Annotated in this window: 8 protein-coding genes; 2 read left to right on the top strand and 6 right to left on the bottom strand. The window is 68.7% G+C overall.

The genetic code is table 11. The features are described 5' to 3' along the window. Positions 1 to 72: 72 nt before the first annotated feature. From SNE35_RS02975 to SNE35_RS02960, 4 genes are read right to left on the bottom strand one after another with little or no spacing between them, the layout of a single operon-like run. Positions 73 to 504: a hypothetical protein gene (locus SNE35_RS02975; RefSeq protein WP_320421335.1), complete on the bottom strand. Its 432-nt coding sequence runs from the start codon at positions 502 to 504 to the stop codon at positions 73 to 75. Beyond that, a complete protein-coding gene (gene pbpC, locus SNE35_RS02970; RefSeq protein WP_320421334.1) occupies positions 501 to 2,852 on the bottom strand; it encodes a penicillin-binding protein 1C in 2,352 nt (783 codons plus the stop codon). The genes SNE35_RS02975 and pbpC overlap by 4 nt, the downstream gene beginning before the upstream one ends. Before the next feature lie 28 nt (positions 2,853 to 2,880). Next, the gene (locus SNE35_RS02965; RefSeq protein WP_320421333.1) at positions 2,881 to 4,437 is read right to left on the bottom strand and encodes an RNA/DNA-binding domain-containing protein; all 1,557 of its coding nucleotides are present in this window, start codon (positions 4,435 to 4,437) and stop codon (positions 2,881 to 2,883) included. A 1-nt stretch (position 4,438) separates the two neighbouring features. Continuing rightward, positions 4,439 to 9,547, bottom strand: a complete 5,109-nt coding sequence (locus SNE35_RS02960) for an alpha-2-macroglobulin family protein (protein WP_431312705.1) — start codon at positions 9,545 to 9,547, stop codon at positions 4,439 to 4,441. A 221-nt stretch (positions 9,548 to 9,768) separates the two neighbouring features. On the opposite strand from SNE35_RS02960, the gene SNE35_RS02955 reads away from it, so the two are divergent. Together SNE35_RS02955 and SNE35_RS02950 are read left to right on the top strand one after the other, a co-directional pair. Beyond that, positions 9,769 to 10,254: a DUF3761 domain-containing protein gene (locus SNE35_RS02955; RefSeq protein ID WP_320421331.1), complete on the top strand. Its 486-nt coding sequence runs from the start codon at positions 9,769 to 9,771 to the stop codon at positions 10,252 to 10,254. Positions 10,255 to 10,264: 10 nt separating this feature from the next. Beyond that, a complete protein-coding gene (locus SNE35_RS02950; protein ID WP_320421330.1) occupies positions 10,265 to 10,657 on the top strand; it encodes a hypothetical protein in 393 nt (130 codons plus the stop codon). On the opposite strand, the gene SNE35_RS02945 is transcribed toward SNE35_RS02950, so the two are convergent. Beyond that, the gene (locus tag SNE35_RS02945) at positions 10,654 to 11,583 is read right to left on the bottom strand and encodes a pseudouridine synthase (protein ID WP_320421329.1); all 930 of its coding nucleotides are present in this window, start codon (positions 11,581 to 11,583) and stop codon (positions 10,654 to 10,656) included. The genes SNE35_RS02950 and SNE35_RS02945 overlap by 4 nt on opposite strands. Continuing rightward, on the bottom strand, positions 11,565 to 12,866 hold the full coding sequence (locus SNE35_RS02940) for a UDP-N-acetylglucosamine 1-carboxyvinyltransferase (RefSeq protein WP_320421328.1): 1,302 nt from the start codon (positions 12,864 to 12,866) through the stop codon (positions 11,565 to 11,567). Before SNE35_RS02940 ends, SNE35_RS02945 begins: the two co-directional genes overlap by 19 nt. Between the last annotated feature and the right edge of the window lie 85 nt (positions 12,867 to 12,951).

Here is a 12,951-nt window from a genome sequence, read left to right as displayed (position 1 = left end):
AACGGGTGGCTTCGAAAGCAAGCAATGAGCGGGATGCCTTCGGTCGAGAGATTCGATAGGTCGAGTGAGTTCTCACAATGAATCATCATCGATCTCCACAAGACGCCACGTCTTGTTCCATCTCGCAAACGTGAAAGTCATGGCGTATATGTCGGAGTTCTCGACATTGAGCTTGACTGCGCAGCGGCCCGTTTTGTCCCTGACGAATGCTCGTTTAACGTGGAGGCGAGCCTGATCTTCCGGGCTGGGGAACGATTCGAACGTCGCCGCACGACTTTGATCGAGCCAGAGCACCTTGCGTGTGAGTTCCGGACCGTCGCTGTCCAGCAGCGAATAGCGCAACGGAAATTTCGTGTGCTCGGTCTGGTCGATGACGCCGCGCTCGAACTTGGAAATGAACTCCACAAATCCGGGCGCGCACCTTGTTGCGCTGTGGGCAGGGGTGAATGTCGCTGCGCCAAGCAGGGCAAATGTCAGGCGTGCACGGAGGGAGATTGGTGTCATGGCGCCGATGGCATCTGCACACTGAACTTCACCTGCGCATAGCGCCCGCGTCCGTCCAGAGCCGTCAGCGACTGCGATCCCGCACGCGCCAGCGTGAGCTTCAGCGGCCCGCCGCCGTTCGCGCCGACCCCGCCCACTGCCTGTCCGTTCAACAGCCAGCTGAGCCCCTGCTGCGCGCCGACCGCCTGCAGAGCCAGCTCCACCTGCCGATGCCCCGGCGCGGGCCGGAGCACCGAGCCGGGTTCCAGACCGACGATGCGCAGGCCTTGCGTCGCGGTGCGTGGCGCACAGTCGCCGGACCAGGCGAGGCGTTCGACGGGGCTGCGTTCGTCCGGCTCGATCCAGGGCTGCACCAGCGTGGGCCAGCGGGCGAATTCAACGCGTTCGGGTTCGACGCTGGCAGCCGCGCAATCCGGCCGCGTGCGGCGGCCCTGCCGGTCGACCCAGGCGACGTCGATCAGGCCGGTGCCGCTGAGGCGGTCGGGCAGCGTGGGCGGCGTGCTGCCGTCCAAGGTCCAGGCCAGGCGGTGCTGCAGGCACTCTGCAGGGGCGGTGAGGTTCTCGGCCAGGCCCAGCGGCCAGCAGACGGGCACGGCCTTGACGGTGGCGGGCACGCGGCGCGGGGCCAGTTGTTGCGGGCCGAGCGTGGCGGCGATGTCTTTCATCAGTGGGGCGGCGCTGTTGGCGCCGAAGTGGCCGGGGTTGGGCGTGCCGTCGGGGCGGCCCATCCAGATGCCGATGGTGTAGCGGTCGGTCACGCCGACGGCCCAGGCATCGCGGAAGCCGAAGCTGGTGCCGGTCTTCCAGGCGATGCGCTGCTCGCTTTCGCGGAAGGGGGCGCCGGGGCGGCCGCCGTTCTCGAGGATCTCGCGCACGATGAAGGCCGCGCCTTCGCTGACAAGCGGCGTCTCGACCAGCGGCTCGCTCTCGCGCAGCCGGGGTCGCACAGCGATGCCGCGTCGTGCGAAGGCGGTGTAGGCGCCGACCAGTTCCTCCAGGTTCGTGCTGCCGCCGCCCAGGATCAGGCTCAGGTTGGGCTGGGCGTCCTGCGGCAGGCGCAGGCGCAGACCCGCCGTGCGCAACCGCGCGGCGAAGCGCGCCGGGCCGAGCCGTTCCAGCACGTCCACGGCCGGCACGTTCAGCGAGCGCTGCAGCGCCTCGCTGACGCTGACCGGGCCGGAGAAATCGGCCTGGAAGTTGCCGGGTGCGTAGCCGCCGAAGTTCTGCGGCGCGTCGATCAGCAGGCTCTCCGAGTGGATCAGGCCCTGGTCCAGCGCCATCGCGTAGAGAAACGGTTTCAGGGTCGAGCCGGGCGAGCGCAGGCCGCGCACCATGTCGACATGTGCGGCGCGGCTGGCGTCGCCGAAGTCGACCGAGCCGGCGTAGGCGCGGATCTCGGCGTGCTCGTTCTCGACGATCAGCGCGGCGATCGACACCTTGACCGGCAGCACGCCGATGCGGTCGGCCAGCACCTGCTCCAGGCGCATCTGCAGGCCGGCGTCGATCGTGGTGCGGATCAGCGCGTCCTCGTCCGGCCGGCGCTGCTGGCGCAGCCGCTCGGCGGCCAGCGGGGCGAGCCATTGCGCCCGAAGGGGCGGGGCGAAGACCCGTTCGAGCTTGGCGTCCTTCACCGTCGCGGCATCCCAGACGCCGCGCGTCTGCATGCGGTCCAGCACCTTGTCGCGCGCCGCCTGGGCCCGGGCGGCGGCGCGGTCGGGGCGCAGCCGCGAGGGCGATTGCGGCATCGCGGTCAGGAGCGCCGCCTCGGCATGGCTCAGGTCCTTGGCGGGCTTGCCGAGGTAGGCGCGGCTCGCCATCTCGACGCCTTCGATCATGCCGCCCATCGGCGCCTGGTTCAGGTACAGCGTGAGGATCTCGTCCTTGCTGAGGTGCAGTTCCAGCTGCAGCGCGCGCAGGATCTGGCGCAGCTTGGCACCGACGCTCTTGCCCTGCACGCCGGGGTCGACGATGCGCGCCACCTGCATCGTCAGCGTGGAGCCGCCCGAGACGATGTGGCCGTGCCGCGCCCATTGCCAGGCCGCGCGCGCCAGCGCCTTCGGGTTGACGCCGGGATGCCAGCGGAAGGCCCGGTCTTCGTAGTTCAGCAGTGCCTGCAGGTACAGCGGCGACACCTCGGCCAGCGTGACCGGATGCCGCAGCGCCCCGTCTTCGCTGGCCCAGGCCCGCAGTGGGGTGCCGTCCGCGGCCAGCACGACCAACGTGGACTGGCCGGGCCCGGGGTCGGGTCTTGCCATCCGCGGCAGCGGGAAGGCGAGGTCCAGCGCAAGCACCAGCGCGGCAGCTGTGCCGCCGCCGATCGCTGCCAGCTTGGCCCAATGTCTTTTCATGCGCTGTGTGCCGAGGGTGGCGGGTGGTTCAGGCCGAATCCCCGCCGGGATGCGCTTTCAGCCACTGCCGCCCGATGGCCGTCAGGCGGTAGCGCTGCTTGCTGCTGAGGGGCTTGTCGGGCAGGGTCATTTCGATGAAGCCCTGTTCCAGTGCCGGGGTCAGGTACGTCTTGCGGAAGTGTTCGCGGTCGGCCAGTCCCAATGCTTGCTGCATGGCCTGCCGCGTGACGTCGCCATCGACCACTGTCAGCAGCGCCGCGATTTGCCGGGTAACTTGCGGGGTAACTTGCGGGGTAACTTGCGGGGTGTCAGTGGGGACCAGGGCCAGAGGATGCCTCGGCAGCCGGATCACGAACGCCAGCCGATCATCATCCGTCTCGAACAGCGGCGCAGGCGAGCCGTTGGCCGCCATCTCTTTGAGGATCTTCGGGATGCCGGTGGAGCGCCCTTCGGTCATCTGCAGTTCCTTCAGGAACTCACCGACGCGCCGGTTGCGGTAGCGGCGGCTGACGGCGCGGCCCGCCTTCAGGTCTTCCATGCGGATCGATCTGTCCGGGCCGGGGTAGCTCACCACCACCAGTTCCTCATGGCTGATGCGCACTTCGATGGGTTCGCGCTCCTCGTAGGAGCGGTGATACACGGCGTTGACCACGGCCTCCTCGATGGCTGCATAGGGAAAGTTCCAGAGCCGCGTCGCTTCGGCCCGGTCCGGGTGCTTGATGACCGTCTCGTGCAGAAAATTGCGCTCGATATAGCCCAGCGCCTCGCGCGTCATTCGCGCCAGCGGCCCCTTGAATATCTTTTCGTCGAAGCGGTCGCCGCCCGCACCTTCGGGAAACCAGACCACGTCGATCTGCACGCCGGGGAAGAACCGTTCCGGCGTTTCGTTGAAGAACAGCAGCCCCACGTTCTTGGACCAGGGCGATTCAGTCGGGCCGCCCGCCACGTTCATCTGCCGACCCAGTGCCTCGACGGAAAGCCCCGGCGCATCCATCGCCAGCGCGCTACCGACTTCCTCCAGGAAGTCCTGCATCAAGGCCTTGGCGAGATCATCGACGCGCGCGAATTGGTTGAAGCGATCGTCGAACGGCACCTTGGCCGCCAGGCTCATCAGTTCCTGCTCGGTCTCGCCCTTGGCCTCGACCGTGCTGCTGTAGCGGCGGATGTAGTAACGCCACGTCTTCTTGCTGGCCGTGACTGCTTCCGGCGCCTTGTAGGGGCGCGTCTGCCCGCCCGGTGCTTGCAGCACGATCAAGTTGCGGCCTTCGACGACTTCGAGACTCAATATCGGGAAATACGGCGGCTGGATCAACTGGCAATGCGCCAGCAGTTCGCGCTGGATTCTGTCGAGCTGCTTGTCGGGCAGGCCGACCGGGGGAAAGACCGGTCTGCCGTCGGCATCGCAGTCCTGCCCGATCACCACATAGCCGCCGCCCAGATTCTCGAAATCGTTGGCGAATGCGCAGAGGGTGCGGATGATCGCATCCGGGTTCAAGCCGGCCTTGTATTCGATGCGCTCCCCCTCGACCGTGCGCTGGCGCAGCAGATCGTCGAGGTTGATGGGGAGTTTGTTGCTTGCAATCATTTCATCGCCGGTCGATGACGTTGATGTCCGCCTCGGCCTTGCCGATGCCGCGCAGCTCGGGCCGGTACATGTCTTCCGCGTACGGTGCCGGCACGACGTAGTGGCCCGGCGTCACCGCGCGCACCAGGTAGAACACCTCCAGCTTCTCGCGGCCCAGCTTGGCCGCGGCGACGAAGCGGTCGTCGCGGTACTCGGTGTGGACGATGCGCGGGTTCGCGTTGGCCTCGGCGATGTTGGTGCCCTGCACGGCGAACTCGCCGCCCTGCGGGCCCTGGCTGAGGGTAAGGTTCTCCACCTCGAAGCCGGCCGGGATGCGGTCGACGACCAGGCCGTCGTTCATCTGCTGCTTGGCTGTCACGCGCAGGCGCACGATCAGCAGGTCGCCGGTGGCGAAGTCGCGCTTGCCCGACACCGACTGGCCCTTGGTGTCGAACAGCTCGCGCTCGATCGTGATCGCGTCGGCCTGCGGCACCGGTGGCTTGACCGGATAGCCCTGCGCCGCGGCCTCGACGAACAGCGGCGCATCGCCGTCGTTGCGCAAGGTGGCGCCGGCCTTCAGGCGTTCGGCGGTGACGGGCTGCTGCAACGAATCCTTGCCGCTCAGCGCCTGGCCGTCCAGCTCGGCCTTCCAGCCCTTGCCGTCCGCCGCGCCGCGCGCGCTGTACACGGCGAGGAACAGCGCGAGCCGCTCCTGCGTCGAGTAATAGCTGCGGCGCTGGAAGTCGGCGGCCAGGTCGAACAGCAGGCCCTCGCGGCGCTCATGCGCGATCTTGTGGCGATGCATCAGCGCGTAGCCCAGCGCGTAGTCGCGCACGCGCGAGCCGTAGTCGCCGAGCCAGTCGTTCCAGTAGTCGTAGTAGCCGCTGCCGTCGTCGGAGGCGGTCTGCAGCTGCAGGCCGTAGGGCTTCTTCATCGCCTCGTCGATGGCGACCTTGGCGCGTGCCTCGTCGCCCATCAGCTGCAGCGCGATGCCCAGTTGCAGCAGCGGCAGCGGCGAGCGTGCGTTGCCGCGCCACTGGTCGAACAGGGTACGCAAGGTGGCCAGCGGCGCCTTCTGTTCGCGGGCCAGCACGTAGCCGGCGAAAGCGGCCTCCGCGAAGCGCTGGTGCGCTTGCCGCAGCGCCTCCACGGCGCGGTAGTCCGAGATGCGGCCCTTGGCATCACGGGCGACTTCCTTGGGCGGCTGCAGCTGGTAGCCGGGCGCGCGCTGGAACTGCTCGGTCAGCGAGTCGAGCGAATGCTTCAGCATCGCCTCCGGCACGTTGAAGCCGGCCGCGCGTGCGTCCTGCAGGAAGCCGGTGACGTAGGCGCTGAGCCAGGCCTCGTACGGGCTCGATGCCGACCACAGGCCGAAGCCGCCCTTGGCCTGTTGCATCGCCGAGAGCCGCGCGAAGCCTTCGTCCAGCCGCTTGGCGCGCTCCTCGCGGGAGATGCCCTTCAACTTGAAGCTGTCGGCCGCCGCCTCGTCGATGTAGAGCAGCGGATAGGCGCTGCTGGTGGTCTGCTCCAGGCAGCCGTAGGGGTAGGTGAGCAGGCCCTGCACCTGGGCGCGGATGTCGATCGGCGGCGAGGACGACAGGGTCACGCTCATCGCGGCCGAGCCGGGCCAGTAGCTGTCCAGCGCGGCGGCGTCGAGCTTCATCGTGGCGCCGGGCTCCAGGCGCTGGCGGACGATGCTGCGCGTCAGCGGCGTGGCCGGCTGTACCTGCAGCGCGGCCTCGCGCGTGAGCTTCAGGTCGCCGGCGCTGACGGTCAGCTTGATCGGCGCGAGGCCGTAGGCATCGGTGGCCTGGGCCTGCAGCTTCAGGATCTGGCGTTTCTTGTCGGCCAGGGTCACCGGCTCGGGCTTGCCGGTGATCTTCAGCGGGCCGCTGGCGTCCACCTGGACGTTGATGGTCTGCGTGCTGCCGGAGAGATTGGTCAGGTCCAGCGCGATCGTGGCCGTGTCGCCCGGCGCGATGAAGCGCGGCAGGTTCAGCTCGGCCACCAGCGGCGCGGCGACGACCGTCTCGGCCTGCGTGCTGCCGTAGCTGTCGGCGCTGGACACCACGGCCATCAGCCGCAAGGTGCCGTTGAAGTCCGGCAGCTTCAGCTTGATGTTGGCCTCGCCCTTGGCGTCCAGGGTCACCGGGCCGGAGAACAGGTCCACCAGCAGCACCTTGCGCGGCATGCTCTGCGTGTCGCGCTTGCCGGCGTCGCCGCCGAAGCGCTGCTTGGCCGCGGTGCCGTCCATCTTCTCGATCAGCTTGCCGTAGAGGTCGAGGATGTCGGCGTCGTAGCGGTGCTTGCCGAAGAAGAAGTCGACCGGGTCCGGCGTCTTGTAGCGGGTGATGTTCAGGATGCCCACGTCCACCGCCGAGACGGTGACGATCGCCGGCTTGCCGGCCAGCGCCGGCGCGCTGACCTTGACCGGCAGCTCGGTCTCGGGCCGCGTCTTGGGCGGCGCGGTGAGGGCGATCTTGATCTTGCGTTGCTCGCGGTCCAGCGGCAGGTAGACGAGGCCCAACGCGCGCGCCGGCGTCACCTGGTCGCCCTGGCTGCCGGGGCGGAAGGCGGCGACGGTGATGTAGAGGTCGTGGCGCTGCCAGGCCGGATCGTCTGCAGCGATCGGGATCTCCACGTCGGTGCCCGAGGCGCTGACGGACAGGCGCTTCTGGTACAGCACGCGGTCGCCCTCGACGGTCAGCAGCGCCTCGCCGTCATGCGGCGGCTTGATGTTCAGCTTCGCGGTCTGGCCGGGCTTGAAGGGCGCGCCCTGCAGCTTCAGCTGGACGCGGTCCGGCCGGTTGCCGGCGTCGTCGGCATCCTGCGCGCCCCAGCCGGCGTAGAAGGCGTAACGGGTCGTCAGGCTGGTCTCGGGGTCGGTCACCTCCAGCCGGTAGCGGCCGTACTTGACCGGCACGGCGATCTTGATGCGGTCCTTGCCGCTGAGCGCGACCGAGCGGGCGTCGGCGGTTTCCTCGCTGACGTTGAAGCCCGAGTTCCAGCCGCGGCCGTCGTCATAGCGCCAGTACCACTGGCGCTCCTCGTAGACCAGGCGCACCTGCAGTTCCTTGGCCGGCTGGACGCGGCCGGCAGCGTCCACGCGGGTGACTTCGAATTCGGCCAGCGCGCCTTCTGGCGCCACGTTGCGATCGAACAGCGGCCGGATGCCGACCAGCTTGGTCGCCGGCCACCACGAGCGTTCGATCGAACGCACGACCGGCCGCCCGCCCGACTCCAGCAAGCTGAAGCTGCCGCGGATCAGCATTGGCGACTTGCGCTCGCCCAACTCGGGGGCCAGCGTCACCTCGGCCTTGCCCTGCTCGTCGAGCGACTGGGCCTCCAGGTTCTCGTACTTCTTGGCCTTGTCGTCGGCGAAGTCGCCGAAGATGAAGCCGGGCAGCTTCTGCGCCAGCGGGTTGGTCTGGCGCTCGGTGTAGAGGCTGGCCTGCAGCTGGTTGCCCGCGGCCGGCGCACCGTAGAGGTACATGCCGCTGACCTGCACCGGCACGCCGGTCTCGTCGCCGCTCAGCACCGCATCGGGCGCTTTCAGGTCCAGCTTCATCCGCTCGGGCAGGAACTCCTCGACCTTGAACGGCCACTGCGCATCGGGCAGCTTGGCCGCGGGGTCGACGCGGGCCTGCAGCATCCAGGTGCCGGTGGGCGCGTCGGGCGGCAGGGTGATGGTCTGCTGGAAGTAGCCTGAGCCTTCCTTGCGCGGCTGGATCAGCTGGTTCGAGACGTTGGAGCCGTCGGGCTTCTTCAAGGTCAGCGTCAGCGGCGTCAGCTTGGCCGGCAACTGGCCGTCCGCGTTGCGGGCGAGGATCGAGGCCTGGAAGCTCTCGCCAGGGCGGTACAGGTCGCGGCCGGCGTAGACGAACAGCTTGTTGTTGCGCGAGGGCCAGCCGATCGCGTCGAACTCCGACAGGTCCAGCGCCGGATCGCGCAGCGCCAGCACCGACATTTCCTGGTCGCCGCGCCGCGCCAGCAGCACGCGCGCACGCTCGCTGCGGCCGCTGAACACCGCATGGCCGTCGCCATCGGTCTTGGCCTGGCCCAGCGACTTGCCGGCGTCGTCCACCAAGGTCAGCTCGATGCCCGACAGGGCCGTGCCCTTCTTCAGCGAGGTGGCGAAGACGTCCAGCTGGTCGAGGTGGCGGCGCAGGTGCAGGCCGATGTCGGTGACGTAGTAGTGGGTGACCTGGTAGTCCCAGCCGAAGCGGCCGGGCTGGCTCATCACCGCGATGTAGATGCCGGGCTCCTGCAGCTCCTTGATCTTTTCCACCGGCAGGAAGTTGACGTTGCGGCGGTTCGGTCGCTGGTCGGTCGTGAAGCGGCCGATGTAGATGCTGTCGGACATGGTCCGCAGCTCGTCGAGGATGTAGCCGCCGACGGTGCCCTTGAGCTTGCGGCTGCTGTCGTAGTAGTCGCCGTAGTAGCCGCCGCCTTCGCCGTCCTCGCCGGCGTCGACGCTCTCGCTCTCCTGCTTGTTCTCGCGCCGGCCGCCGACCTGTTCGAGGAAGCGCGGCAGCGCGTCGGGCCGCACGCGCAGGAACTGCACGTCCACCTCGGGCACGTTGACGCTGATCACCGGCAGGCCGCCGTTCTGCCCGGCCGGCAGCACGATGCCCTTGCTGGCGAAGTAGAAGCTCGTCGGCATGCTCTCGCTGGCCAGCTCGCAGCTTTGCGCCACCGGCAGCTTCGCGCCGTTGGTGGCGGCCACGCCGGCGTCGATGGCGATGTGGAACTGCCGCTCCGGCGTCACGTAGGGCAGGTAGAGCACGCGCGGGTTGTCGCCGAGCACCCAGCGGGCCTCGACCGGCTTGGCATCGGGCGTGGACGGGTTCTTGGCCTTGGGGTCGGGGATCGCGCTCTCGGTGGCCTTCAGCAGCGCGCCGAAGTCCTGCTTGCGGTCCAGCGGCTGGGTGAAGCTGACCGCGATGGCCGGCGAGCCGTCGAACATTCGCGGCTTGCAGTCCATGAAGGCGAAGGCCTGTTCGCTGCCGATCTCGGCCGTGGAGCCCAGGTCCTGGCCGCCGTGCGGATGGCTCTGCCAGAACCACCAGCCGCCGCCCGCGGCCGCCGCCACGACCAGGGCCGCCAAGCCCGCTTTCATGCCGCCCGTCATCGCCATTGCTGCTTCCCCCTGTGTGCGAACTCGCGGGGCAGTGTATGCACGCGTTGCTGGGGTGCAAAGTTTCGGTCTGTACCGGCTTGCGGGAAAACGACGACTGCGAAACGAGGGGGAGGTCGGCGTCCGGTCAGTTGGGCGTCAAGCAGGCGCCGCTACAAGGGGCGGCGTTTCAACCGGCCATCGACCCGATGGCATTTTTCCCCGGAGTACAGCCAATGAAGTTTTCCACCAGGGCGCTGCTGTTCGCGCTCGGCATGGCAGGCGCCGCCATCGCGGCCGCGCAAGTGCCGGCAGATGCACCCGCCGGGACGACCGGCCTCTGCAAGGACGGCAGCTACAGCAGCGACGCCGCCAAGAAGGGGGCCTGCCGCGGGCACAAGGGGGTCAAGACCTGGTACGCCGCAGCAACCGCTCCTGCAGCCGCTCCTGCGCCCGCCGCGGCACCGGCTGCGGTGCCGGCATCGGCCGCTGCTCCCGCTCCCGCTGTGGCCGCTGCGCCCGCGGCCAAGCCCGCACCGGCTGCCAAGCCCGCCGCTGCTGCGGCGCCGGCTCCCGGTGACGTCTGGGTGAACACCTCGACCAAGGCCTATCACTGCGCCGGCAGCCGCTGGTACGGCAAGACCAAGCAGGGCTCGTACATGAGCGAGGCCGCCGCCAAGGCCGCCGGCTACCACGCCGACCACAACAAGGCCTGTTCCTGAGGAGTTCGAGATGGATGTCCAGCAACTGATCGGTGAATTTCTCGCGTCCGAGCATGGCGCGCAGGCGACGCAGGCCCTCGCGGCCCAGGGCGTCAACGCGGACGATGCCCAGCAACTGCTGGGGCACGCGGCCAGCGCGGCCTACGAGCACGTGGAGTCTCAGCAGAGCGAAGGCCTGATGGGCGAGCACGCCGGCAAGAGCTTCTTCTCGGCCTTCGCGGCCGGGCTGGTGCGCGGCGACGGCTTCTTCAAGTCCCTGGTCGACGGCGGCGAGGGCGTGATGACGGGCCGCATCGCCGAGACGCTGGCGGCTCGCGCCGGCATCGATCCGGCCACGGCTTCGTCGATCGCCGCCGCGGCGACGCCCTACGTCGTCGCCTTCCTGAAGCAACGGCTGGGCTAAGCCAGCCCGTCGAGGCGGCGCCGGCTGCTGAACCGCCGGGCCAGGCCGGTGCAGGGATCGGTGAAGCCGATCTCCCGCGCCAGCAGTTGCAGCGGTTCGCGGAAGTCCGGCACCGCCTCCTCCGGCTCCGGCGGCTGCAGCACCGGGTAGATGCGGTCCCCGCGGATCGGAATGCCCAGCGCGCTCAGCTGTGCGCGCAGCTGGTGCTTCTGCCCGGTGCGGGGTCGCAGCTCGTAGCGTGCATATTCCCCCGCGCTCTCGATCAGCCGGATCTCGGTCTCGGCGTTGGGCTCGCCGTCCACAGTCTCCATCTGCATGAAAGCATCGCCGTCGCGCTCGCGCAGGCGGCTGCGGTAGGTCATCGGCAGGGCCAGGTCTTGCCTGACCGGCGCGATCGCCTCGTAGACCTTCTCGACCGTGCGCTCGCGGAACAGCCGCTGGTAGGCATCGCGCGTCTCGGGCCGGATGCAGAACAGCACCAGGCCGGCGGTCTCGCGGTCGATCCGGTGGACCGGCGTCAGGGTGGCGATGCCGGTGCGCTTCTTCAGCCGCGTCAGCAAGGTCTGCTGCACGTAGCGGCCCTTGGGCGTAACGGGCAGGAAGTGCGGCTTGTCGGCGACCAGCAGCCACTCGTCCTGGAACACGATCTCCTCGGCGAACGGGATCTCGGGCTCGTGGGCCAGCAGCCGGTAGTAGTGCAGCCGCGTGTTCGGGCGGTAGGGCGCATCGGGCGCCAGCGCCACGCCGGCTGCATCCAGCACCTCGCCGCGGGCCAGTCGTTGCGACCAGTCATCGCGGCTGACGCGCGGCAGGCGTTCCGTCATGAAGTCCAGCACCGTCGCCCAGGCGCCGGGCGGGCAGGCGACGGTGCTGGCGCCGACGCCGTCCAGCAGCGGCGGCTCGAAGCTCAGTCGCCCTCGACCCACTCGATTTGGGCACCGAGGCGGCGGATGTTCTCGGCAAAGTTCGGGTGGGCGCGGCGCACGGGCGTGGCGTTGCGGATCACCGAGCGGCCCGGCGTGCTCGCGGCCACCATCACCAGTGCGATCGCCACGCGGATGATGTAGGGGCTCTCAACCTCGGCCGGCGTCAGCGGCTTGCCGCCGAAGGTGATGATGCGGTGCGGGTCGGCCTGGAAGGCGTGGCCGCCGAACTTGGCCAGCTCGCTGGTCCAGCCCATCGCGCCGTCGTAGACCTTGTTCCAGAACATCACGCTGCCCTCGGCCTTGACGCCCAGGGCGACGAAGATCGGCAGCAGGTCCACCGGCAGGTAGGGCCAGGGCGCGGCCTCGACCTTCTGCAGGATGTTGCGGGTGAAGGGTTCCTTCACCTTCAGCGGGAACTGCGCCTCGCAGCGGCTCCAGCCGTCCTCATGGACGATGTTGACGCCGAACTTGGCGAAGGTGCGGTCCAGCAGCGGGAACTGCTCGGGCTGGGAGTTCTTCACACGCACGTCGCCGCCGGTGATGGCGCCCAGCGCCAGGAAGGTGACGATCTCGTGGAAGTCTTCGGCGAAGGTGAACTCGCCGCCGCCCAGCTTGTCCACGCCGTGGATGGTGACGCGCGAGGTGCCCTGGCCCTCGATCTTCGCGCCCAGCATCTGCATGAACTGGGTGAACTCCTGCACGTGCGGTTCGCTGGCCGCATTGGTCAGCGTGGATGTGCCCTCGGCCAGCGCGGCGCAGAGGATGAAGTTCTCGGTGGTGGTGACCGAGGCGTAGTCGGTCCAGTGCTTGTTCGCGCGGAGCTTGCCGTCGACCTTCAAGGTCAGGCCGTCGGGCTGGCGCTCGACGGCGGCGCCGAAGCGCTCGAACACTTCCACGTGGGGATCGATCTCGCGCGCGCCCAGCGTGCAGCCCTTGACGTCGTCCTCGATCCGCGCGGCGCCGAAGCGCGCCATCAGGCCCGGCACCAGCATGATCGAGCTGCGCATTTCTTCCGGCAGGCGGTCGGTGGCGGCGTCGAAGTGGGTGTCGCGGTGGTGGACGTCGAGGATGCCGGTCTCGTAGTTCACCTCCACCTGCGAACCCAGCTTGCGGAACACCTCGAGGATCTTGCGCACGTCGGTGCTCTCGGGGATGCCCTTGAGTCGGATCGGTTCGCGGCTCAGCAAGGTACCGCAGAGGATGGGCAGGACGGCGTTCTTGTTCGCCGAGGGGATGACGCGGCCCTTCAGGGGAGTGCCGCCGTGGACGATCAGATTGGACATGGAAGTGGGTGAGGGGCGAGTGGGCCGATTATCCCCAGGCAATCGCCTTGTGCCGTCTGAGGGGTTTCAAGTTTTACCGCTACCG

Source organism: Roseateles agri, assembly GCF_034043675.1.
Lineage (GTDB): Bacteria > Pseudomonadota > Gammaproteobacteria > Burkholderiales > Burkholderiaceae_C > KK5.
Note: the sequence above shows the minus strand (reverse complement) of the source record. Positions and strands in the feature narration are given on the sequence as shown.